Source organism: Flavobacterium sp. GSA192 (assembly GCF_006386525.1).
Classification (GTDB): Bacteria; Bacteroidota; Bacteroidia; order Flavobacteriales; family Flavobacteriaceae; genus Flavobacterium; species Flavobacterium commune.
Window position 1 is genome coordinate 1 of sequence record NZ_VAHC01000004.1, and the last position, 23,634, is coordinate 23,634.

The 23,634-nt window shown below is 33.2% G+C and carries 20 protein-coding genes; 3 read left to right on the forward strand and 17 right to left on the reverse strand.

Going from position 1 to position 23,634, the window contains the following annotated elements:
- Window positions 1-426: 426 nt before the first annotated feature.
- Window positions 427-1,662, reverse strand: coding sequence for an ABC transporter permease (locus tag FDM27_RS09070; RefSeq protein ID WP_140486428.1), 1,236 nt, complete (start codon window positions 1,660-1,662; stop codon window positions 427-429).
- Window positions 1,663-1,766: 104 nt separating this feature from the next.
- Window positions 1,767-2,264 (reverse strand): YkgJ family cysteine cluster protein, encoded by a 498-nt coding sequence (locus tag FDM27_RS09075; protein WP_071183902.1) that lies wholly within the window; start codon window positions 2,262-2,264, stop codon window positions 1,767-1,769.
- A gap of 91 nt (window positions 2,265-2,355) precedes the next feature.
- Here FDM27_RS09075 and FDM27_RS09080 point away from each other — a divergent pair, with 91 nt between their 5' ends.
- Window positions 2,356-3,060: a class I SAM-dependent methyltransferase gene (locus tag FDM27_RS09080; RefSeq protein WP_140486019.1), complete on the forward strand. Its 705-nt coding sequence runs from the start codon at window positions 2,356-2,358 to the stop codon at window positions 3,058-3,060.
- Window positions 3,061-3,101: 41 nt separating this feature from the next.
- Here FDM27_RS09080 and FDM27_RS09085 read toward each other — a convergent pair whose 3' ends face one another.
- From FDM27_RS09085 to FDM27_RS09120, 8 genes are all read right to left on the reverse strand, one after another.
- Entirely contained in the window at window positions 3,102-3,734 is a 633-nt protein-coding gene (locus FDM27_RS09085) for a 7-carboxy-7-deazaguanine synthase QueE (protein ID WP_140486020.1), read from the reverse strand.
- Between the two features lie 122 nt (window positions 3,735-3,856).
- Window positions 3,857-5,527 carry a tetratricopeptide repeat protein gene (locus FDM27_RS09090; protein WP_071186117.1) on the reverse strand — a complete coding sequence of 557 codons (1,671 nt, stop codon included), beginning with the start codon at window positions 5,525-5,527 and terminating at the stop codon, window positions 3,857-3,859.
- 44 nt (window positions 5,528-5,571) lie between these two features.
- Window positions 5,572-6,483: a PstS family phosphate ABC transporter substrate-binding protein gene (locus FDM27_RS09095; protein ID WP_140486021.1), complete on the reverse strand. Its 912-nt coding sequence runs from the start codon at window positions 6,481-6,483 to the stop codon at window positions 5,572-5,574.
- 51 nt (window positions 6,484-6,534) lie between these two features.
- Window positions 6,535-6,768: a hypothetical protein gene (locus FDM27_RS09100; RefSeq protein WP_083382043.1), complete on the reverse strand. Its 234-nt coding sequence runs from the start codon at window positions 6,766-6,768 to the stop codon at window positions 6,535-6,537.
- Complete coding sequence (locus FDM27_RS09105; protein WP_071183906.1) at window positions 6,768-7,580, reverse strand: energy transducer TonB; 813 nt, start codon at window positions 7,578-7,580, stop codon at window positions 6,768-6,770. The genes FDM27_RS09100 and FDM27_RS09105 overlap by 1 nt, the downstream gene beginning before the upstream one ends.
- Before the next feature lie 40 nt (window positions 7,581-7,620).
- Window positions 7,621-8,169 carry an ExbD/TolR family protein gene (locus FDM27_RS09110; protein ID WP_071183907.1) on the reverse strand — a complete coding sequence of 183 codons (549 nt, stop codon included), beginning with the start codon at window positions 8,167-8,169 and terminating at the stop codon, window positions 7,621-7,623.
- A 19-nt stretch (window positions 8,170-8,188) separates the two neighbouring features.
- Window positions 8,189-8,827 carry an ExbD/TolR family protein gene (locus FDM27_RS09115; protein ID WP_071183908.1) on the reverse strand — a complete coding sequence of 213 codons (639 nt, stop codon included), beginning with the start codon at window positions 8,825-8,827 and terminating at the stop codon, window positions 8,189-8,191.
- 45 nt (window positions 8,828-8,872) lie between these two features.
- The gene (locus FDM27_RS09120) at window positions 8,873-9,691 is read right to left on the reverse strand and encodes a MotA/TolQ/ExbB proton channel family protein (RefSeq protein ID WP_071183909.1); all 819 of its coding nucleotides are present in this window, start codon (window positions 9,689-9,691) and stop codon (window positions 8,873-8,875) included.
- A gap of 380 nt (window positions 9,692-10,071) precedes the next feature.
- Here FDM27_RS09120 and FDM27_RS09125 point away from each other — a divergent pair, with 380 nt between their 5' ends.
- The gene (locus FDM27_RS09125) at window positions 10,072-11,598 is read left to right on the forward strand and encodes a helicase HerA-like domain-containing protein (RefSeq protein WP_140486022.1); all 1,527 of its coding nucleotides are present in this window, start codon (window positions 10,072-10,074) and stop codon (window positions 11,596-11,598) included.
- Window positions 11,599-11,677: 79 nt separating this feature from the next.
- Here FDM27_RS09125 and FDM27_RS09130 read toward each other — a convergent pair whose 3' ends face one another.
- Entirely contained in the window at window positions 11,678-13,021 is a 1,344-nt protein-coding gene (locus tag FDM27_RS09130) for an FAD-dependent oxidoreductase (RefSeq protein WP_140486023.1), read from the reverse strand.
- 226 nt (window positions 13,022-13,247) lie between these two features.
- Between FDM27_RS09130 and FDM27_RS09135 the strand changes: the two genes are divergently transcribed.
- On the forward strand, window positions 13,248-15,065 hold the full coding sequence (locus FDM27_RS09135) for a hypothetical protein (protein WP_140486024.1): 1,818 nt from the start codon (window positions 13,248-13,250) through the stop codon (window positions 15,063-15,065).
- 143 nt (window positions 15,066-15,208) lie between these two features.
- On the opposite strand, the gene kynU is transcribed toward FDM27_RS09135, so the two are convergent.
- The 6 genes from kynU to FDM27_RS09165 form a co-directional block, all read right to left on the reverse strand.
- Window positions 15,209-16,486, reverse strand: a complete 1,278-nt coding sequence (kynU, locus tag FDM27_RS09140) for a kynureninase (RefSeq protein ID WP_140486025.1) — start codon at window positions 16,484-16,486, stop codon at window positions 15,209-15,211.
- A gap of 223 nt (window positions 16,487-16,709) precedes the next feature.
- A complete protein-coding gene (gene queA / locus FDM27_RS09145) occupies window positions 16,710-17,759 on the reverse strand; it encodes a tRNA preQ1(34) S-adenosylmethionine ribosyltransferase-isomerase QueA (RefSeq protein WP_140486026.1) in 1,050 nt (349 codons plus the stop codon).
- Between the two features lie 174 nt (window positions 17,760-17,933).
- Entirely contained in the window at window positions 17,934-19,163 is a 1,230-nt protein-coding gene (gene aroA, locus FDM27_RS09150) for a 3-phosphoshikimate 1-carboxyvinyltransferase (protein WP_140486027.1), read from the reverse strand.
- Window positions 19,164-19,276: 113 nt separating this feature from the next.
- The gene (locus FDM27_RS09155) at window positions 19,277-19,603 is read right to left on the reverse strand and encodes a nucleotide pyrophosphohydrolase (protein WP_035661076.1); all 327 of its coding nucleotides are present in this window, start codon (window positions 19,601-19,603) and stop codon (window positions 19,277-19,279) included.
- Window positions 19,604-19,605: 2 nt separating this feature from the next.
- Window positions 19,606-21,606 (reverse strand): DUF3857 domain-containing protein, encoded by a 2,001-nt coding sequence (locus FDM27_RS09160; RefSeq protein ID WP_140486028.1) that lies wholly within the window; start codon window positions 21,604-21,606, stop codon window positions 19,606-19,608.
- Between the two features lie 7 nt (window positions 21,607-21,613).
- The gene (locus FDM27_RS09165) at window positions 21,614-23,632 is read right to left on the reverse strand and encodes a DUF3857 domain-containing protein (protein ID WP_140486029.1); all 2,019 of its coding nucleotides are present in this window, start codon (window positions 23,630-23,632) and stop codon (window positions 21,614-21,616) included.
- Window positions 23,633-23,634 lie beyond the last annotated feature (2 nt).

Genomic DNA, 23,634 nt, shown 5'->3' on the forward strand with positions numbered 1-23,634 from the left:
TAGATTTAATGTTTGTCAGTATTTTAAAGAACGTCTGCGCTGTTGCGGGTGCAAAAGTAGAACCTTTATTCGTTTTGACAATAACTTTTCGAAACTATTTTGAAAGTATTTTTTAATCAACTGAAAACGTGGTTTTTATTTTTTAGCGTTTTTAGCGTTTGTAAGATTTTGGAATCTATCAAAAGTTGTTTCGCAGAGATACTCAAAGAAAACACAGAGATTCGCTAAGAGCTTTATCTAACAATTATAGCAACCAATATCATTTTAACCGCACAACCCTAGCCCTGATAGTAGCAGCATCCTCTTGTGGTAGCGACAGCGGACACAAGAGATATAGCGGATAGCAGGAAATAGCTACTAATAAAAAAGACTAAAACAGCAATGCAATACCATTTTAGTCTCTTTATATAATGAGTCGACATTTTACTAATCGAATCGAATTGCCTTTACCGGAGTAATTTTAGTAATAATATAAGACGGAACTAGCAAGACCAGGAAGCAAACCCCAACCGTTAATACATTTAATAGTATAATATAAACAACATTTATATAAACAGGCGCTTGATTTACATAGTAATTCTCTGGATTAAGCTCAACGATTCCGAAATACTTTTGGATTAAGAGAATCGCAATACCTATTAGATTCCCCCAAAACAATCCTTGGAATATTAAATAGGAAGCGTTATACAAAAACATTTTTCGGATTGTCCAGTTGCTAGCACCTATTGCTTTTAAAATCCCTATCATTTGTGTTCGCTCCAAAATCAAAACCAACAATGCTACAACCATATTGATGGTCGCAACTAATATCATTACAATAAGTATAACTACAATATTGAAATCAAACAATTGAAGCCATTCAAAAATATAACTGTATTTCTCAACTATAGTCTGTGAATCCAAAGTTGAACCAGTATGCTCGTAAACCTGTTCTCCGACAGCCTCTATATTATCAAAATCATTTACAAAAACCTCAAAAGCACCAACCTGACCTGCTTTCCATTTATTAATTCGCTGGATATGTCGAATATCACCCAATACGTAAGTTGCATCAAATTCCTGAAAACCTGAATTAAAAATCCCAACGATTTTAAACCTCCTTATATTGGGTAATTTATTTTGCCCTTCTTTCATAAAGAAGGTATTGAATTCATCATCTACTTTAAGCTTTAACCTATTAGCCAAAAATTGAGAAATCAATACTTCCGAATTCAGACTTGCCGATAAATTAGGCAATCTACCCGAAACCAGGTATTCCTTTATATTATCCCATTTGTAATCTGTACCAACACCTTTAAACACAATTCCTTCAAAAGCTTCGGCAGTTCTTATAATTCCCGCCTTGCTAGCTACAGCCTGAACATGACTTACTTCGGGCACTGAACTAAATTTAGGATAAAACTTTTGGTTTTTAGAAACCGGAACCAAAGTAGCATCAGATTGATTATTATCAAAATTAGCAATAATAATATGTCCGTTGAATGCGGAAATTTTTTCGCGAATCTTTTGCTGGAGTCCAATCCCTGTTGCCACCGACACAATCATCATAATCATTCCGATAGCAATAGCCGAAATTGCAATTTTTATAATAGGCGCAGATATGCTACTTTTATTATCTTTAGCAGTAATAAGTCTTTTGGCAATGAAATATTCTAAATTCAAGTGATTTGTTTTCAAAATTGATGTTCAAAAATACAGCTTTATTCTTAGCCATTCGCTAATCTAACCATATTATATACCGAATCCATACGTTAACAACACAAATATTAAAGAGGCATTTTCTTTTTCATTTCCTCTACAATATTATAAGCCGCCGGACAAATTGGTATGTTCTTTAAAGTAATATCGGTTATCTGCTGAAACTTCTTTCTATCGGTATGCGGAAATTCACGACAAGCTTTAGGGCGCACATCATAAATAAAACAAGTATTATCCGAATCCAGAAAAGCACAAGGAACAGTTTGCAGAACATAATCTTTATCTTCATCTATGCGAAGGTATTGATCAATAAACTGCTGTGGTTTTTGCCTTAGATGTTTTGAAATTCGTTCAATATCGGCAGAAGTAAATAATGGTCCAGTCGTTTTACAACAATTAGCACACTCTAAACAATCCGTTTTCTTAAATTCAGCATCGTGTAAATCCTGCATCACATAATCTAAATTCTTAGGCGTTTTCTTTTTAAGCTTATCAAAATACTTTTTGTTTTCAAGTTGCTTATCTTTGGCTAGTTTTCCGAGATCGTTTAAAGAGGGTTTGAGCATTTGCAAATTTGATTTTTCGTTTATTTAAAAACAACGCTCCAAAATTACTCAAATCGACAAACAATTTATCACATTACCCAATAAAACTATTATGAAAGACCTATTTGGAAAAGCCATTCTTGACCACCAAACGAATAATTCTCCAGAAGATTTAATTACTGAAACCACTATTTCGGAAGAAGATGAAATGAGTGTTACTTATTTATTTCGAAATTTCAACGAAATGCCTTCCATCGAACAAAAAGCATTGCAATTAGCCAAAGGAAAAACACTTGATGTTGGTGCCGGCGCCGGAAGCCATAGTTTGTATTTACAAAACGAAAGGAATTTAGACATAACTGCAATTGACATTTCAGCAAATGCTATTAAAACTTGCCAACTTCGCGGTCTCAAAAAAGCTTTGGTTCAAGACATTTTGACTTTAGAAAATGAAAAATACGATACTATTTTGCTACTTATGAATGGCACAGGTATTTTTGGCACTTTAAAAAATACTCCTAAGTTTCTTCAAAAATTAAAATCCTTATTAAATCCCGGAGGACAAATTTTGATTGACAGTTCGGACATCATTTATATGTTTGACGAAGATGAAGACGGCGCATACGAAGTTCCAGCGAATACTTATTATGGTGAATTAGAATTTACCGTTAGCTATAAAGGCGAAAAAGAAGATTCTTTTCCTTGGCTTTATCTTGACTACAATACTTTGCAAAATGCAGCAAATGATAACGGACTGCAATGTGAACTAATTATAGAAGGCGAACATTATGACTATCTGGCCAGACTTTCAATATAAAGACAAAGCCGACAGCTAATAACTGTCGACTTTGTCTTTATTTAAGGAATATTCAAATATTTATGTGTTTGCAACGAAACCCTCCATTTTGGATTATTCATTACATACTCTACAATTAGCGGCGTCATTTCTTCTTTTTTACTCCATTCAGGCTGTAAAAACAAAATAGCCTTATCATTTACTAATTCCGCTTGCTCTTCTGCAAAAATAAAATCATGCTTATTGTGAATTATCACCTTCAATTCGTGAGCCGCATTGTAAACAGTTTCTGTTGGTAATTTATTTTTCTTTGGCGAAAGACAAATCCAATCCCAAGTTCCCGAAAGCGGATAAGCTCCAGAAGTTTCAATGTGTACTTTCAAATTTTTATCTTTCAACCTTGAAGTCAATAAAGACATATCCCAAGTTAAAGGTTCTCCCCCTGTTATAACAACGGTATCAGCATATTTACTGGCATTATCAACTATGTGATCAATACTTGTAGGAGGATGCAATTCGGCATTCCAACTTTCTTTAACATCACACCAATGACAGCCAACATCACACCCACCGATTCTAATAAAATAAGCTGCTGTTCCAGTATGAAATCCTTCTCCCTGAATGGTATAAAATTCCTCCATCAAAGGCAACATAGCACCTTTGTTCACTTCTAATTGAATTTCTTTTGATAGCATTTTGACAATTTAGGGTGCAAAGATAACGAATTTGTAAAGAGATTACTTAATTTATCAATAGGTTAACAAATGTGCATAAAAAAAGCCAGTATTTCTACCGGCTTTCCTATTTTAAAATAAAATTATTGAAGTGTTTTCAATGATTGAGTAGCATATTTATTAGCTGGATCCAAAGCAAGCGTTTTATTAAAATGCTCAATTGCTTTTGGCTTGTCAAAGTTTGCATATCCTGCAGCCATAGTATTATAAGCCTCAATTAATTTAGTTTTTACAGATTGTTTAGCTAATTCCTCAGCTCCTTTAGCAGTAACACGATCTACATACTCTTGGTAATATTTAATCATTGCCTGATCATCTTCTAACAAACTATTTGTTCTTGCACGAGAAATATAAGCATCAACAGTATCAGGAGAAGCTTCTAATACATTTGCGTAAGCTGTATCAGCTTTCTTTAATGCCTCCATGTTTCTTTCAGCTACCGGTTTCCCTGCATTAGCAAAATAAATAGCGTTTCCTAAGTAAAAATTATCAATCAAGAATGACTTGCTTTCTTTGTAAGAAGTTGCAATTTCTAAAATGGTAGCTGCCTCAGCAAACATTTTTTTCTCATAATATTTTTTTCCTAAATCTCCTAAACCATCAGCTACCGAAGGCTCAAGTTCAACTCCTTTTTTAATAAGAGCAATACCATCAGCATACAAAACAGGATCTACAGCAGTTTCATCAGCATTAGTTCCTTTTTTGATTTTAGCCTGACCTAAATATAAATAGTCTAATGAAATAACCTTATTAGCCGGATTATTAATATACTGCTCTAAAGAAGAAATAGCTTCGTCAATATGACCATTTTCATAAGCTGCATATCCTAAGTATCTGAAGATTCTTGGATTTACATTATCCAATTCTTTCATTTTGTTAGCTTCAATCTCTAAAGCTTTGTAATCTTTTGCCAAAATCAAGAAATCTGCATGACGCATACGGGAAGCCAATGAATAATCAGTAAGCGTCATATACTTTTCATAAAAAGTCAAAGCCTGCTTGATGTATTGGTCATAACGACCAGGAACATTAAGTGCCCAATAGTAATAAGTTTGTGCTAACTCTCTGTAAACCGGACCATAATTAGGACTTAAAGCAATTACTTCATTGTAAGCAGCTACAGCTTCCTGATATGCTTTCGCTCCTTTTAACAAAACCCCTAATTGCATTTTAGCTCTAATCAAAGTGTTATCAGCCTGGAAAGCACTACGGTATGATGTAAATGCCTCATTTTGATTTTTATCTCCGTAAAAAGCATCTCCTAAAGCCAATAAAATTTGTGGTTCAGTTGGATTTTTCTCTTTTGCCTGAGCTAAAACAGCTAATGCTGCCTTATAATCAGGATAAGAATTATCCATATATGCCTTAGCGATATAAATATATTCTTCGAAATCTTTTTTACGCATTCCTGCTTTTGCTGCATCAAATTTTGCTTTTGCAGCTGCTAAATCTTTCTTTTCTAAATCAATCTGACCTAATCCAATAGAATTAAAATGAGCATTATCTTTGGCTTTCAAACCTTCATCATAAGTAATCTTTGCAGAATCTATTACACTTTGATTCAAATAAATATTTCCCAAAAGAAAAAAAGCTTTACCCTCAGAAGGATTTGATTTTATAATCGATTTTAAAGATGTTTTTGCTTTTTGAAATTGTTCTGCATCAATCTGTTTTTTCACTTCATTAATATCCTGCGCATGTAACACAGAAGCCGAAGCAAAAAGTGCAACACTTAAAATTGTAAACTTGTTCATTGTGATTATATTTAATTTATTCATTTTCTAATTCTCTCCCTCAATTATTTTATTCTGCTTTTTATCAAAATCTTTCTACCGGGCATTTTCGTTGGTAACATCCCTGATTTCAACACTATTCTTTGTCCAATCTCACCGGCTAAAAATGAGGCAAATCCCATTCCTAAACCTGAATATCCCTGACAATTGATAATAAACAAATCACGTGCCAAAGGATAAGTTCCTTCTGCCAGATTATTTTGGGTTGGTGCAAAATAAGAATTTTTATTTAATCCCTGTACGCTTAAAACGTTAATATTAGTTAAATAATCTTTAATATTTACCGTAGGCTGCAATAACCAGTTCACACCAATTACACCAATCATACCATCATTTTCAGAAACAAACTTAACCACTTCTTCATTAGACTTAAAAGAATAAACTCCTTTATGAGGAACCTCCTTTACTCCTGCAAGAGTGGTCATAAACCTTACCGTACTTGAATTTGGATTATCAAACACCAAACCTTTGATCTTAGTTCCTGCGCTACCTTTCAAAAAAGCAACGACATCTTTCATAGCAATCAAAGTATCCGCATCTTTTTTATTCGAAATCAAAGCAATAGCATCCGTTGCTATTTTTGTTACTCTGGGCTTGATGTTTAGTTGTTCAAAAAACTTAGCTTCATCAACACTTAATTGTCTGGACAAAACTACTATTCGAGATGTATCTTTAAGAAAAGCCTGCATCAATTCTTTTTCTGATTTCGCTTCAAGAATAATTTTTGCCTCATAAGTATTTTCAAAAACCGCTATTTGATCCTCAATTAATGGTTTTATAGTCTCATCAACTAACAAAACTGTTTTCCCTTTAATAATAGTTTCTTTGCTTTTTTTAGCTTCAGATTGCTTGCAAGAAACAAACAAAACAGCTACAAAAAAGAAAAAAGGATACAATAAAAATTTTATTTTCTTCATAGACATTTTTTATTATTGACTAAACACACTAACAATCTTGCTAATATTAACTTACTCTTCCTTATTATCATTAATAATTCTCACACAACGAATAATTGCATAAACAATCAAAAGAAGCCCAAAAGCTATTCTGTAATTCGTTGGCAGACTCAACGGCAGACTCGTCATAAACAAAACCATTAAACCTAAAATCAAATAAATCAGGAAAAACAAAATGGCTATAACGAGAAGAAATCGCTCTTTAAGCGATTTCTTCTTAATATTGGTTATAATATTTCTCAACATTATTCTTGTTGTACAAGTGAAATTGGTAACGAATATTGAACCCTTACCGGTTTTCCGTTTTGAATACCAGGATTCCATTTAGGTGATTTTTGTAAAACTCTTATCGCTTCTTTTCCTGTTCCATAACCAATATCTCTCAATACTTTAATATCAGTTAACGAACCATCTTTTTCAACTACAAAAGAAACATAAACCTTTCCTTTCAAACCATCTTCTTCAGGCATACGATAATTTTTACTAACAAAGCCATAAAATTTCTCCATACCTCCAGGAAAATCTGGTTTTACTTCAATACCAGCTGTACTATAAACCTGATCATCTGATTCTTCAACAACCTGGCTGGTTTTAGGACCAGTACCTGCTGGCGCTACAGTTAATACTGCATCAGGATCTCCTTTGATTGTTTCAGTACCTGTTTTTTTCTCCTTGATTTCTTCAATCTTAGGTGGTTCCTCAACAACTTCATCCGCTTTAGCCACAACAGGTTTAACAAATTTTACCTGATCTACTGCCGGTGGCGGTGGTGGCGGTGGTGGAGCGTTTAATTTTGGCGGTTCCACTTTTTTTGGAGGCAACTTAACATTTGTAAGTTTAATATCCTTGATTGAATTATCTTCTTCATCTGTCGCTTTAGGAATCAAACTAATGATAAGAGGCGCACTAACAGCCAGACTAAAGAAGAAAGCACCTATAAGCAGCGCTTTAGTAGTAGTCTTGCGGTTAGATTTTCTCAAATCATAAGCTCCATAAAGCTTATTACGACCTTCGAAAACAATTTCAACCCATTGGTTTTTTAATATATCTAATTTCATTTTTCTTAATTATTAGGTTATTAAGAAAATAAGATGTCTCTTATTTCCCTTCTAACAATTTTTGTTCCTCAGGTAAAAAATCATTAACGATTGTATAGGTAGGAATCGAAGAAATAGCCATTTCATCTAAAATATCAACTACATTTTTATAGGTTGATTTTTTACCCGGTTTGATAATAACAATCATCCCTTGTTCAGGCTTTCCTTTTGCAGCTGTATAAGCAGCCACTTCTTTTTTCCTTTTCAATAATTCTTTTCGAATTCCATCTTTACCATAAGCAATATCCTTAGGAGCCATAGGAGTGTTGATGATCCCCATGTAATAATACATCTTATCATTATCTCCCAACAACACAGTCATTGTTCGATTCTCATCAACTTTCATATCCTCAACTTTATTCTTCGGATCTTTATCTGGCAAGCCCAAACTCATTGCTTGAGGTTTTGACAACGAAGTAGTAAGCATAAAGAATGTAATAAGTAAGAACGCCAAATCCACCATGGCAGTTAAATCTACCTTCGAGTTTTGCTTTTTACTTCTTACCTTGCCGCCTTTATCACCACCACTGTCGGTATTTAATTCAGCCATTTTAGTATATTTTTTTTAATTAAAAATCTTTTCCTCTCAATCCTGTTACTAAACTAAAAGAATTGATATGCTGATCTTGCAAAATATCCATTACTTTTTTAATAACCGGATACTCCTCTTTAGCATCTCCTTTAATGGCAATTTGTAATTCTTGCTTGCTTCCAATAGAATTATTGTATTCATTATTTGCAATACGAGCATTATAAATCCACTCTTTTAATTGATTATCCAATGAATCCATTGGGATTCCAGGTTGATTCGCTTTTACACGATCAGAAGCCTTCATATCAATTATCTGCTTAAGACTTGTAATTGGCACACCAAAATCAGTCATCAAAGCAAATTTTTCTTTGTCTTCATCAGAAAAAGTCACTCCGAATTTATCTGACATCAACTCTAATGTTCTCTTACGAATATCTTTTCCTTTCAAATCAAAGAACACTTTATCCTTACCGTCAACATTACCAACTGTAATAGTAGCCAAATCAGAATCCGGCAATTTTACTTGTACAGTTGATGCAGGCGTATCAACAGGCATTGCCTCTGGCACTTTAGCTGTAGCTGTCAAAATAAAGAAGGTAAGCAAAAGGAACGCAACATCACACATGGCAGTCATATCTGTCGATGTTGACTTCTTTTTCATTTTTATTTTAGCCATTCTTTTTGTTTTTTATTTTGATATTATAAAATATATCAAAAATGATTATTGTTTCAAACTTCCTCTGAACTTTCTGTAAGTATTTACAATTGTTGTTCCTGCTTCGTCAATTGAATAAGTTAAATCATCAATTTTTGAAGTAAAGAAGTTGTAAGCAACAATAGCCAAGATAGATGTAGAGATACCTGTTGCAGTATTAATAAGTGCCTCAGAGATACCTGTTGCAAGTGCAGCCTGATCCGGAGTACCAGCAGAAGCTAACGCACCAAACGCTTTAATCATCCCCGATACAGTTCCTAATAAACCTCCAAGAGTCCCTAAAGATACTAAAGAAGAAATGATAGTCATGTTTTTCTCTAACATTGGCATTTCAAGAGAAGTAACCTCTTCGATTTCTTTATGGATAGTTTCAGAAGCTTCTTCACTGTTGAATCCTTCTTTCTTAACATCCTGATATTTTACTAATGCTGATTTAATTGCATTTGCAACTGAACCTTGTTGTTTATCACAAGCAGCAATAGCTTCTTCAATATGACCACCTTTGATACTAGATTGTACTTTTGTCATGAAAACATCTAAGTTTCCTTTTCCAGCAGCTTTAGTAATTACAAAGAATCTCTCAATAGAGAATACAATAACCATTAATAACATACCTAACAAAATAGGTACAATAAATCCTCCTTTATAAACTTGTCCTAAAGTATTAATTGGGTGACCTGTTTCTGGATTTCCACCCTCGAAGTTAGCAGGAGACCCCATGATGAATTTCCAAATTACAGCTCCTACCGCCACACATAATAAAATAATGATTCCTGAAATCATTCCTCCTCCTTTTGAACTGCTTTCTTTTTTAACGTTTGCCATTTTTTTTAAATTTTAATAGTTTTAAATAATTTTATTTGAGTTATAATTAACTTGTAGTCCCGCAAATTTATACGTTTCGTTCAAATAAAAAAATTTTTTTTCGTTATATTCAAATTAATCATTTGTAAATTGAACTTTAAAAAATATAATTATTGTTTTATTATCAATTTCGCCATTAAAATTCAAAGATTTTGATAAAATAATTTATTAATTTGCTACTTTACAAGGTAATATTTCAACATCTAATTCTAAAACAGAAAAAACATATTTTTTAAATATTTAACAAAAAAAAAGGCTTAAAATTACAGTAACCACTAAATAAACACAACTTAAAAACATTTACAACATAATTAGAAAATCTAAAAAACAATTCTATTTTCATGGATAAGAGCAAACTATTTAGCGAACAAATCAACCTTGGATACCAATCCAAAGGGCAAAGTATCATACTGGGCGGAGCAATTTTAGAAGGAGAAACCTTAGAAAATGCTCATGTAAAAATCCCTTTAAAAACATTAAACAGACACGGACTCATTGCCGGAGCAACCGGAACCGGTAAAACAAAGACGATTCAAGTTCTGTCTGAGCAATTATCATCTTTTGGAATTCCTGTGTTAATGATGGATATCAAGGGAGATTTTAGCGGTATTGCCAAAGAAGGAGAAGAGAAATCTTTCATCACCGAAAGACATACTAAAATCAATATCCCTTATCAAACCAGCAGTTTCCCCGTAGAACTATTAAGTTTATCCGAACAAAGTGGCGTTCGATTAAGAGCAACTGTATCTGAATTTGGTCCGGTCTTATTTTCGCGAATATTAGATTTAAACGACACTCAAGCCGGAGTAGTTGCCATTATATTCAAATATTGTGATGACAACAAAATGCCATTACTCGATTTAAAAGACTTTAAAAAAGTAATCAATTACATTACCGAAGAAGGCAAAGATGAAATTACCGAAAACTATGGCAAGATATCAACTTCGACCACAGGAATTATTCTGAGAAAAATTATTGAATTAGAACAACAGGGAGGCGAACTGTTTTTTGGAGAAATGTCTTTTGATATTGATGATTTAATGCGCATTGATGAAAACGGCAAAGGATACGTCAACATTCTTCGTTTAACCGACATTCAGGACAAACCGAAACTATTCTCGACTTTCATGTTGAGTTTATTAGCCGAAATCTACCAGCAAATGCCTGAAAAAGGAGATGCCGACCAACCGGAATTAATCATTTTTATTGATGAAGCGCATTTAATTTTCAAAGAAGCCAGCAAAGCACTTTTGGAACAAATTGAAACCATTGTAAAACTAATCCGTTCTAAAGGAATTGGAATTTATTTCATTACCCAAAACCCGATGGATGTTCCTAGCGGAATATTGGCACAATTGGGTTTAAAAATTCAACATGCCTTGAGAGCTTTTACCGCTAATGACAGACAAGCCATAAAACAAACCGCAGATAATTACCCAAGCTCTGAATTCTATAACACCAGCGAACTGTTAACAAGTCTTGGAATTGGAGAAGCTCTGGTAACGGCATTGAGCGAAAAAGGAACTCCTACTCCATTAGCTGCTACGATGCTTCGGGCACCAATGAGCAGAATGGATATCCTGACCGAAAGTGAAATTCAGGAAATCAACAATAAATCGAAGTTGGTAAAAAAATACAGCGAAAACATTGATCGTGAAAGTGCCTACGAAATGCTGAACAAAAAAATTACCGCTATCGAAGACGAAAACACTAAAAAAGAAGAAGTGCAAAACGAAACCAAACAAACCCAAACTTCTAACCAACCAAGCACTTCAGAAGTAGTTGGGAAATCGGTTTTAAAAGTACTTACCAGTGCTACTTTTATTCGTGGTGCTTTTGGAATTCTTTCTAAATTCTTAAAAAAATAAAACAATAGCAATAGCAATGGCAATATCAAAAAATCAATCTCAAATTTGAAATTGCCATTGATATTAATTTTTAAAATTGTTATTGACACAACAATAATTCTAAAATTTTATTTTCGACTTCGGGAAAATTCCAAATATTCTCGATATTATCCATTTTCAAAACTTCTTCCATAATTGCATTTTGAAAATCACCAATTGCCAAAGCTTCCACATAAGGACGATCACTAAAAGTTACTCTACTATATAAAGGTATCCATTTATCAGGGTGCTTTCCTGAAAACCATTTCTCAATTTTCTTTTGCAACAAAAATTTATCATCTGCGGTTTTAGAACTCATTTCCATAAAATTCCGATACGAAAGTTCTGCAATGGCATCGGCATTCGGTTTACGTGATTTTTGATATTCTGAAAAAATAGTTTCCCAATCTTCACCATATTTCAAAATCATCTCATAAAGCACGGTTATATCTTCAAAACCGGCATTCATTCCCTGTCCATAAAAAGGCACAATCGCATGACAAGCATCGCCAATCAAAGCTACCTTATCACTATAAGTCCATGGAAAACATTTCATAGTTACCAAAGTACTAGTAGGATTTTTAAAATAATCTTCTGCCAAATCAGGAATTACCTCAACAGAATCAGGAAAATTCTTTTCAAAAAAAGCTTCCACTTCTTTTCTATCCTTTAATGAACCAAACGAATTTTCACCTTCAAAAGGCATAAATAAAGTACAGGTAAAACTACCATCAAGATTAGGCAAAGCAATTAACATATATTCGCCTCTTGGCCAAATATGGAATGAATTCTTATCTAATTTATGAGAATCATCCTTATTTGCCGGAATATTCAATTCTTTATATCCAATATTTAAAAACTCCTGCGAATAATTAAACATACTCTGACGTTGCATACGATGGCGAATTCTTGAAAAAGCACCATCGGCCCCAAAAACCATATCGTATTTCCTTTCTTTCCACTCGCCTCTTTCGGTTTCACCGATATGTATGGTAGCTTCAGCCAAAGTCACGTCCCAAACTTTATGCTCAAAGAAAAATTCGGCACCAGCTTCTTCGGCAAGATCAATCATTTTCCGATTCAAAGCCCCTCTGGAAATCGAATATATAGATTCTCCTTCCTGACCGTAATTTTGAAATTTAAGAGCATCTACCAAATGAATAGCGCGTTTATCCATTGGAATTGCAATTTGCCGCACAGCTTCGCCCACACCTACTCCATCTAAGGCCTTCCAACCACGAGTTGACATTGCTAAATTAATCGATCGCCCTGAAAATTGTATTTTTCTAATATCCGGGCTCCTATCATAAATATGAACAGTATGTCCTGCTTTTTTTAAATAAATAGCTAATAGTGAACCCACTAAACCAGAACCTACAATCGCTATTTTTTTAGGAGTTTGCATAATTATCCTATAAAGATTTAAACAAAATTACTGATTTATTGTTTGAACCGGATTCAAAATTGCTGATTTGTTGCTTATCAAAATTATGTAAATCACTGATTTTCAAAAACAACATTTTATTTATTTCAACAAAATAGTAGCTAACATCAAAGTACACATGATATTTATCAGTTTTTAAGCCAATGTATTTCACAAACTTTGCACAAATTATAATGAATGTATCAACATGACAGAAAATCCAAAACCATTACATAGCTTCCATATCCCGGTTATGGGATTAGCTTACACTATAGACAGTCCTATTCGTGTGGCTCAATATGGAATTTCTTCGGTGATTTCAATTGCCGATGACGAACTGATTGAGAAAATGAATGCTTTTTATCATCAAAAATTCAATCTTCCCTATCAGGAAATATCACAAAAAGTAGCTGATTACAGAGCTAAAAGAATCACTTCGTACTTAAATTTAGTTGACAAAATTGTTAAAGAAAAATTCGAGAATTTTAAAAACGAATTAGCCGAAAGCAAAGAAGCTTTAGAAAACTACATTGACCTTTTACCAAACAAATCTGAAATTAAAAAAGGTCTACAAAACTTAGTTGAAGAAGGATTTCATTGGAAAGAAAACATCAAAAATTATGTTGAAAAACATTTATCAGCCGGTGCAATTGATGTTAATATCATGACCAAATTAGACAAAGATAATTTTGACAAAAATGAACAGTTGCCTATTATCTATAATGACGCACACGCCGCATTAAGAGGTTTTGCAAATAGTACTGTGAACTCTTCGATTGTTCTTTCGGCTGGAATGAATCCGAGATTATACAGTTATTTTGAAAACTTCGCCGACTTTTATCCTGACGAAAACAACCAGCTAAAAAAGAAAATCACTTTAAAAGTAAGCGACTTCCGATCGGCAATGATTCAGGGAAATTTTTTAGCTAAAAAAGGACTTTGGGTTTCTGAATATAGAATTGAATCAGGACTAAATTGTGGAGGACATGCCTTTGCAACCGACGGTCTTTTATTAGGACCTATCATGGAGGAATTCAAACAAAAGAAAGAACAACTTGTCCAATCGGCTCATGATTTAATGATAAAAGCATTAGAGCAAAAAGGAATGGCAATTCCTCAAACTCCTTTGGATTTAAAAATCACAGTTCAGGGTGGCGTTGGAACTTCGGAAGAGCATGAATTTTTATTGGATTATTACAATGTAGATTCTGTGGGCTGGGGTTCACCTTTTTTATTAGTTCCCGAAGCTACTTCGGTAGATCAGGCAACCCGAAATTTATTGATCAATGCCAAGGAAGAAGATTTGTATTTAAGTCATATTTCGCCATTGGGAGTTCCTTTCAACACTTTAAGAGGAACTACTAACGAAAAATTAAAACAAAAACGAATTCAGGAAAACAAAGCTGGAAGTTCCTGCCCGAAAAAATTCCTGGCACTTAATAAAGATGCTGAAGGCAAAGGAATTTGTACCGCATCCAAAAAATATCAGGATGGAAAACTCGAGGAATTAGAAGAGAAAAGAAATACGATTTCTACTGAAAATTACGAAAAAGTAAAGCAACAAATTACCGAGAAATCTTGTCTTTGCGTAGGATTAGCCAATGCTTCTTATTTAGAAAACAACATTAAAATAAAAGGACAAGACCAAGGCGTAGTGATTTGTCCCGGACCTAATATTGCGTATTTTGATCAGGAAGTTTCTCTAGCAAAAATGATTCAGCATATTTATGGAAATACAACGGTTCTCAGAGATACAACCCGACCGAATTTATTTGTAAAAGAACTAAAAATGTATATTGATTATTTAAAAAATGATATCCAGTCCATTACTGAAGAAATCAATACTGCTAAAACCAAAAAATTAGAATCGTTTAAAAGCAATCTTTTGGAAGGAATTGAATATTATCAAAATTTATTTTCGACCATTCCTAATTTTGAAACTATAAAAAATGAAGTTTTAAATCAGCTTAATAGTTACAAAAACGAATTATTTAGCATTGAAATTCCAAGATTAGAAGTAGCTTAAACTAAAAAATAGCCACGAATTTCACAAATGAACACTAATTTCACCTTCTTAACAATTACACAAATGCATAAACAACAATGAATTTGTGTAATATTTTATTTCATTATCATTTGTGATTATTTGTGAAATTCGTGGCTAAAAAATTATTTCCCTAAAATTCCTCTTTTTAAAATTTGTCCAAAATTGTACATATCTTCAAAAGAGCAATACAACGGAACCGGTGCCAGTCTGATAACATTGGGTTCTCTCCAATCCACAATCACGCCATTTTTCATTAGATAATCAAACAAGCTGCGACCTTCTCCATGCAAAAAAACAGATAACTGACAAGCTCTTTCCGAAGGATTGGAAGGCGTAATAATTTCGAAACTACTACTTACTTCTTTGTCAATTTCACAAAGAATAAATTCTAAATAAGCCGTAATTCTATCTCTTTTTTCTATCAATGCATCCATTCCTATTTCGTCAAACATTTCTACCGAAGCCAGATAAGGAGCTAAAGACAAAACGGGTAAATTACTAATTTGCCAACCATCAGCACCTTGAATAGGATCAAAAGCCGGTTCCATTTTAAATCGGCGTTCTTTGTTATGTCCCCACCATCCTGCAAATCTTGGTAACTCCGGATTATTATGATGTTTTTCGTGCACAAAACAACCAGAAGCATTTCCCGGCCCGGAATTCATGTATTTATAACTGCACCAGGCAGCAAAATCCACATTCCAATCGTGCAGTTCCAATTTTATATTTCCTGCTGCATGAGCCAAATCCCAACCCACATAAGCTCCTGCTTTGTGTCCCGCAGCAGTAATAGTTTTCATATCAAAAACCTGACCTGTGTAATAATTCACTCCGCCTATTAAGACCAAAGCCAACTCATTGCCTACTTCTTTGATTTTTGCCAAAATATCTTCTGTTCGAATATTATGTTCGCCTTCACGTCTTTTGACCTCAACAATTACTTCTTCGGGTTTTAGACCGTGAAAATTGACCTGGCTTTGAAACATATATTGATCTGAAGGAAAGGCTTTTTCTTCGCAAATAATTTTGAACCTTGTTTTTGTAGGCCGGTAAAAAGAAACCATCAATAAATGAAGATTCACCGTAAGCGTATTCATGACAGTAACTTCAAGCGGTTTTGCCCCAACAATCTTACTCAATGGTTTTGCAAAACGCTCTTGGTAATCCCACCAAGGTTTTTCGGCATAAAAATGACCTTCGACAGCCAGATTAGCCCAGTCATTCATGATTTCATCAACATAAGCCTTAGCCCTCTTAGGCTGTAAGCCTAATGAATTTCCGGTAAAATAAATCACCTCTTTACCGTTCACTTTTGGAAAATGAAATTCGTCACGGTATTGATTTAAACTATCCTGAGAATCGAGCTGTTTGGCAAATTCTTTAGTGTTTTCGAAAATCATAAGCTAAATTTTGTTTAGTAAAAATAACTAAAAACCTCAATGTAGTTCTTTACCACTTAGATTTTCTTTTTACCTTATGTCATTCAAAAAAACTACTGACAATCATTTTTATTTAAAAAAGGCTTCGACTAAACATCGTTTCTAACTGCTATTTCTAAACAAAGCATAAAAAAACTCGCCATTGCTGACGAGTTTTCTTAAGTGAATTAACCTTTGATGGTGATTAAAGAATTAACATTGCATCACCGTAAGAATAGAATTTATATTTTTCTTTGATAGCTTCATCATAAGCCTTCTTCATTAAATCGTGTCCACAAAAAGCTGAAATCATCATTAATAAAGTCGATTTTGGTGTATGGAAATTTGTAATCATACAGTTAGCCACACTAAAATCATGTGGAGGAAAGATAAACTTATTAGTCCATCCTTCGTAAGGATTCAATGTATTTGCAGAAGAAACCGAACTTTCAATAGCACGCATAGAAGTAGTTCCTACAGCACAAACACGTTTTCTTTTTCCTTTAGCTTCATTAACAATATCGCAGGCTTCCTGAGTAATTTTTAATTCCTCAGAATCCATTTTATGTTTAGACAAATCTTCTACCTCAACAGGGTTAAAAGTCCCTAAACCTACGTGAAGTGTTACTTCGGCAAAATTTACTCCTTTAATTTCCAGTCTTTTCAATAAATGTTTAGAGAAGTGTAATCCTGCAGTTGGTGCTGCAACAGCTCCTTCTTCTTTAGCATAAATAGTCTGGTAACGCTCGGCATCCTCCGGAGTAACCTCTCTGCTTATGTATTTAGGAATTGGAGTTTCTCCAAGTTCAGTTAATTTATTTCTGAATTCTTCGTAAGAACCATCGTAAAGAAAACGCAAAGTTCTACCACGAGAAGTGGTGTTATCAATTACCTCAGCAACTAACGAATCGTCATCACCGAAATATAATTTATTTCCAATTCTGATTTTACGAGCCGGATCAACAAGTACGTCCCAAAGGCGTTGCTCAGCATTTAATTCTCTAAGCAAAAACACTTCGATTCTGGCTCCTGTTTTTTCCTTGTTACCGTATAAACGAGCAGGAAAAACTTTGGTATTATTCAAAATCATTACATCTCCATCGTCAAAATAATCGATAACATCTTTGAACATTTTATGTTCGATTGTTTGTTTTTTACGATCAATAACCATTAAGCGAGCTTCGTCTCTGTTTTCGGCTGGAAATTCAGCTAAAAGTTCTTTTGGTAAGTCAAAATTAAAATGTGATAATTTCATTCAAAAAAGTTATAAGTTTATGAGTTATAAGTCTTAAGTTTTGATTCTTAATATTATAATCGGTTGCAAATATACGATTGTGAGATAGGCGTTGTCAAGTGTTTTGCCGTTTAATTTAGAATTAAAACAACAAAACCTCAAAGAGTCAATGTTTTAAGGATGTGACTAAAACTTTTAACCTACTAAATCGGAGACTTTATAACCTAATTTTCCCATATCATCCCAAAAATCAGGATAAGATTTAGAAACTACATCGGCATTTTCGATAATAATTGGCACTTTTAATGCTAATGGAGCAAAAGCCATCGCCATTCGGTGGTCATTATACGTTCCGATTTTTACATTCGAATTAATTTCTGAAGTAGCCACAAGAGTCAGGCTATCATTCGTTACAGAAATATTCGCCCCCAGTTTACTTAGTTCAATTCTTAAGGCTTCTAATCTGTCCGTTTCTTTAATTTTTAAAGTATGTAAACCTGTAAGATGACAACCAATTCCTAAACCAAGGCAAGTAACTACGATAGTTTGAGCAATATCAGGTGTGTTATTCAAATCGAAAGTTACATCCTGATAGTTGAATTTCTTAGTTTTAGTTAAGGTAATCGTATCTCCATTAAATTGGGTTTCAACACCCATTTCTTTATAGATAGAAACCAAAGCTGAATCTCCTTGTAAGCTGGATTGTTTGTAACTGGTCAATGAGATATTGGCTTCATCAGACAAAGCTGCCAAACTAAAAAAGTAAGAAGCAGAACTCCAATCAGACTCTACAGTCATTACTTTAGATTCAACATCTTGCTTTGGAAGTACTTTAATTACATTTCCTTCAAAACTGGTTTGGATATCCAAGTCATTCAACAAAGCCAAAGTCATTTTGATATAAGGAATCGAAGTGATTTCTCCTTCCAATGTCAATTCGATACCGTTTTCTAATTTTGGTGCAACCAATAATAAAGCCGAAATATACTGGCTACTTACGTTAGCAGCCATAGTAACTTTAGAATTGGTGATTTTTTGTCCTTTAATTTTAATTGGCGGATATCCTTCTTCTTTCAAGAAAGAAATATCAGCTCCTAACTGACGTAATGCTTCTACTAAAATTTTAACAGGACGCTCTTGCATACGGCTAGAACCGGTTAACACCACTTCGCGACCTTCTTTTACAGCAAAATAAGCAGTAAGAAAACGCATTGCTGTTCCTGCATGATGAATATCTACTACCTCTTCATTTCCGCTCAATGCCATTTGCATTACTTCGCTATCATCAGAATTAGAAGTATTAGCCAAAGTAATATTAGGAAATAACGCTTTTAGCAGCAACAATCTATTCGTTTCACTTTTAGATCCTGTAACTGCTATTTTGGCATTTAAGTTAGAATGTGTTGTTTGTAGTAGTAAATTCATTTTTTTAATTATTAGTTGTGAATTATTAGTTATTGCCTATGAGCTTTAACTTAAATAATTTGAGGGCGCAATTTACCACTCACAATTCACAATTCATAATTCACAACTGATAATTATTTTAATTTTTCGTTGTTTTTATGACGGTCTTTATCACGAACTGATTTTAAATCCATTTTTTTATCAAAAGCGGCTTGTAAATCGATTCCGGTTTGATTAGCCAAACATAAAACCACAAAAACCACATCGGCTAGTTCTTCACCTAAATCTTTGTTTTTATCACTCTCTTTCTCTGATTGCTCTCCATAACGACGTGCAATAATACGAGCCACTTCACCTACTTCTTCAGTAAGCTGAGCCATATTAGTCAATTCATTAAAATAACGAACACCGTGTTCTTTTATCCAGGTATCTACGTCTAATTGAGCGTTTTTTAGATTCATTCTTATATTTTTTTAAGTACAATTTTTTCGTGCTGCTTTTCAATCATTTTTTGATAGAATTCTTTTAAACCATCATAAATATCTGCTGAAGCCATTCCTGTATTTATTTCTTTTGCAACTGAAATTTGGATATTATTACCACTTAGTAAACTATTCACAGAAAACACCAGCATTTTATCATCTGTTGCAATTCTCATCGCTTTAGGAATCGACTCTACCTGATAACCTTCGGGAATTTCAAAATTAAAATTATATTTCTCTTGTCTTGGGTATCCAAAATAAACAGGCATTTTCCTTTTTTCCTGAACAAAAGGATTCTTCTCCATTGTAAAAAACAATAGTGGATTTATAAACATCTTACCACCTATCATCTCGCAATGATTGTTGCTTGCAAAAGTAAATTTTTCAATAACAGCTTTTGATAAATCAGCACTCTTATTTTCAACCGTGTAGTCACTAATTTCAATTCCATTAAATTCATTTTCTTTTTTCTCCAAATAGTTTTCTTTTTTTACATCAGCTTCTCTTTCTCTAAAAATCAGTGCTTCATAATCCGTTTTTTGAACTAAATACTTACCCGAAATATTTCCATTATTAGCAACAACAACACTTAAATTATAAAGCTGTTTAGATGGTTTATTAGGCACTAAATTAATTTCCTCAGATGTTCCATCTTGCCTAACAAGCCTCCCATTCCAATTTAACACATTTAAAGGCAATATATTAGGAGCAGTATGTTTATTAACGGCATCTAACAAAATTCTTTCTCCATTAATTTCGACAGCAACAATAGTATAATTAAAAACGGTTCTATTGGGAAAAACAGGAATTCCATGTTCTCTGGTACTAACTAATACCGGATAAGCCGAAATCCCTGCCAAATTCAACATATTAATCAAGTTAAAATTGACTTCGGCAACATTTCCTGTTTGGTCAAGATAAGCTTGTTTCACTCCTTTTTCGGTATAATAACCATATTCCCCATTCCAATTCATTTTACTTTGGATAAACTTAAAAATAACGTTCAATTTGTCTGAATCTGTTACCGTTTCTCCAAGATTGCTTATGATTTTTTTGAGGTCATCTAAAAGATACAACCGTTCCTGAAGCTCCTTACCAAAATTCTTATCATCATAAATAGTTTTGGCAACTCCATTCCAGGTTTGAGAATAATCTTTTACAGGCTGATTAGGATATCTTGTTGTTTCTAATTCATATTGCAATGAAGACTTATAATTATTGATATTATCAACATAACTTTCTTTAACCAGCTGGGGCACATTATCTGCCACAAACGTAGATTTTATTTGCTGATAAATGATAGAATTTGTTTGTCTGTATTCATTATCATAGTTTTTTGAAGTTTGTTCTAACTTCGAATCTGATTTCACATCAACATACCCGGTAAGCAGCTGTTTATAAATAAAATACTCCGGGATTTCACTACAATACTCCACATGATTTACCGGAACGGAATATTGAATTTGGAATACCGGAAATTTGGTTAAATTCTCTGATTTGATTGTGTATTTTAATTCAATAACCGAACCTACTTTTACGGCAGGCATTGTTACAGTAGCTTTTTTCCAATTTTCATTTACATTTTCTTTAAATGTTCCTTCGCTATTTAATTTCGTTTTTACAATACTTCCATTCTCAATATTATAGGTAATTCCGTCAGAGAAACTAACGGTCTCATCGCTTATATTTTGATAACCTATATAATAAGGAACTTCAAAATTAGCCCAATCCAAACCTTCTTTTTTATAGATTTTAATTCTAATTTGGATTTCATGATTGGCTACAAAACCTTTCTTAAAATCATAATCAAAGTAAGTTCTCCCTTTTTTATACAAAATTGCCGCAGCAACCGATGAATCTTTAGGATGTACTTTTTCTTTTAATTCTTCGATTGACACTTTTCCCAATCGAAATTCCTGTGCATGAGAATTAAAAGCAATCAAAAACAGCATCAATATTGTTATTAAAAACCTATTTTTCATTTGGCTTTTATATTTTAGTTAGAATAATCTTCTCGTTCTGTTTTTCAATCATCTTTTGATAATATGATTTTAAAGCTACATAATCCTCCGAAAGAACTATAGATGAGTTAATTTGATTAGAAATTGAAATCTGAATTGAATTACCATTGGAACTAGTTAAATATCTAAAAACACCTAAATTCCCATTCATTGTTAATGTAATAGATTGAGGTAAATTCTCCACCTTGTATCCTTCGGGAATTTGAATATTTATTGCGTATTTATCCTGAAAAGGAAATCCATAATCTACTGGATACTCTCTATTTTCCTGCTTGAACGGATTTTGCTTTTTAGTGAAAAACAACATAGGATTGACATAAATTTTCCCACCTATCAATTCGCTCAAATTATTCCCTACGAAAGAATAAGTTTCTATTACTGGTAAACTAAAATCTTTCTCATTTTGTAATGAATATTCATTTATTTCAATCTTATTGTTTGCATTTTCCAATTTCTCAAGATAAGTATCTTCTTTAACTCCTTTTATTTCTTCTCTAAAAAGCATAGCATTATGTGCTGTTTTCTGACATCTTAACTTTCCTAAAACTTCGCCTTTATCATTAATAGAATAATTCAAAGCATTTAGTTCTACTGAAGCTTTTTTAGGCATTAAATCTACTGAAGCAGAAGTCCCATCTTTACGCACTAACCTCCCTAACCAATTTAAAGCTCTAAAAGGCAAAACATTAGGCACTGAAAAAGGATCTGAGCCATCTAACAAAATCATATCATCTCCATTTTCAACTGCTGCAATAACGTAATTAAAAGCAGTTCTATTGGGAAAAAATGAAATTCCATTTGACCTTGTACTCACCAAAACCGGATTTGCATTTAAACCTGCGTAACGTAGCATTGCAGTAAGCATCAAATTGATTTCGGCAATATTTCCTGTTTTATCTTTATAGGCTTTTCTTACTCCATCATTACAGGAATAACCGTAGTAATCATTCCATTTTACAGCTGATTTTACAAATTTCAATATGGCATTAATTTTTTCATCCTGGGTATTTAATCCTGCAAGTACAACTTTCAAATCATCTTCAAAATATCCTGTTTTGTTTAATTCAGAACCAAAATCATCATACTCATATATTGTTTTTACTACAGCCTCCCAATTAGTTGAAAACATTTTAGGCATAGCATTAGGATACTTAGTCATCGATAATTCCTGTTCCAAACTTGTTGTATAATTTCTAACATTATTAACAAATGCCTCTTCTTTAATGGCTGGCATATTTTCGGCTAAATAAGTCGTTCTTGTTTCTACATAATTTATATTGTCACTATTAAAATTAGTTGTTGCAACTCCCATTCTTCCAACAACTCGTTCTTTAGAATCTATTACTATCACCTTATTTGCTTTTTCAACCGTTATTTTAGGTCTTATAAATCCTTTTACATTTGTATTAAAAACAAAATATTCCGGAACACAACTAATGTATTCTGAATAATTTACCGGAATATCAGACTGAAAATACCAATCCCTGGGATTTCCTATACTAGGCGAATACAAAGTATATTGATATTCAATAACAGCACCTTCTTTTACATTAGGCATTACTATTTTTTTTTGCCCCCAATACTTATTTACTTCTTCATCAAATTCTCCATCACTCTTTAATTTTGTTTTTTCTATCTTTCCATCAACTAAATTGTAAGTTGCCACTTCGGCAAACGAAACCCTTTCTCTTAAATTACTATCTAAGTAATAACGAACTTTTTTATTAGCCCATTCATAACCTTCTTTCTTATATATTTTAATTCTGGCTCTAACTACTAATTCTGTCTCAAAACCATTGCTCTGACTAAACACCATTTTATTTTCTGCTTTTTCAAAAAGCACTGCCGCAACAGCCGATGAGTCTTTAGGATGCACTTTTTGTTTTAATTCTTCAATCGAAACTTTTCCTAATCTAAAATCTTGCGCGTTAGAATTAAAAACTGTCAAAAACAGTATAGCAGATGTTAATAAAAATTTGGTTTTCATTT

Coding starts and splice junctions, on each gene's coding strand:
- FDM27_RS09075 (WP_071183902.1), bottom strand. CDS start 2,264: ATGCTCAAACCCTCTTTAAACGATCTCGGAAAACTAGCCAAAGATAAG.
- FDM27_RS09080 (WP_140486019.1), top strand. CDS start 2,356: ATGAAAGACCTATTTGGAAAAGCCATTCTTGACCACCAAACGAATAAT.
- FDM27_RS09085 (WP_140486020.1), bottom strand. CDS start 3,734: ATGCTATCAAAAGAAATTCAATTAGAAGTGAACAAAGGTGCTATGTTG.
- FDM27_RS09090 (WP_071186117.1), bottom strand. CDS start 5,527: ATGAACAAGTTTACAATTTTAAGTGTTGCACTTTTTGCTTCGGCTTCT.
- FDM27_RS09095 (WP_140486021.1), bottom strand. CDS start 6,483: ATGAAGAAAATAAAATTTTTATTGTATCCTTTTTTCTTTTTTGTAGCT.
- FDM27_RS09100 (WP_083382043.1), bottom strand. CDS start 6,768: ATGTTGAGAAATATTATAACCAATATTAAGAAGAAATCGCTTAAAGAG.
- FDM27_RS09105 (WP_071183906.1), bottom strand. CDS start 7,580: ATGAAATTAGATATATTAAAAAACCAATGGGTTGAAATTGTTTTCGAA.
- FDM27_RS09110 (WP_071183907.1), bottom strand. CDS start 8,169: ATGGCTGAATTAAATACCGACAGTGGTGGTGATAAAGGCGGCAAGGTA.
- FDM27_RS09115 (WP_071183908.1), bottom strand. CDS start 8,827: ATGGCTAAAATAAAAATGAAAAAGAAGTCAACATCGACAGATATGACT.
- FDM27_RS09120 (WP_071183909.1), bottom strand. CDS start 9,691: ATGGCAAACGTTAAAAAAGAAAGCAGTTCAAAAGGAGGAGGAATGATT.
- FDM27_RS09125 (WP_140486022.1), top strand. CDS start 10,072: ATGGATAAGAGCAAACTATTTAGCGAACAAATCAACCTTGGATACCAA.
- FDM27_RS09130 (WP_140486023.1), bottom strand. CDS start 13,021: ATGCAAACTCCTAAAAAAATAGCGATTGTAGGTTCTGGTTTAGTGGGT.
- FDM27_RS09135 (WP_140486024.1), top strand. CDS start 13,248: ATGACAGAAAATCCAAAACCATTACATAGCTTCCATATCCCGGTTATG.
- kynU (WP_140486025.1), bottom strand. CDS start 16,486: ATGATTTTCGAAAACACTAAAGAATTTGCCAAACAGCTCGATTCTCAG.
- queA (WP_140486026.1), bottom strand. CDS start 17,759: ATGAAATTATCACATTTTAATTTTGACTTACCAAAAGAACTTTTAGCT.
- aroA (WP_140486027.1), bottom strand. CDS start 19,163: ATGAATTTACTACTACAAACAACACATTCTAACTTAAATGCCAAAATA.
- FDM27_RS09155 (WP_035661076.1), bottom strand. CDS start 19,603: ATGAATCTAAAAAACGCTCAATTAGACGTAGATACCTGGATAAAAGAA.
- FDM27_RS09160 (WP_140486028.1), bottom strand. CDS start 21,606: ATGAAAAATAGGTTTTTAATAACAATATTGATGCTGTTTTTGATTGCT.
- FDM27_RS09165 (WP_140486029.1), bottom strand. CDS start 23,632: ATGAAAACCAAATTTTTATTAACATCTGCTATACTGTTTTTGACAGTT.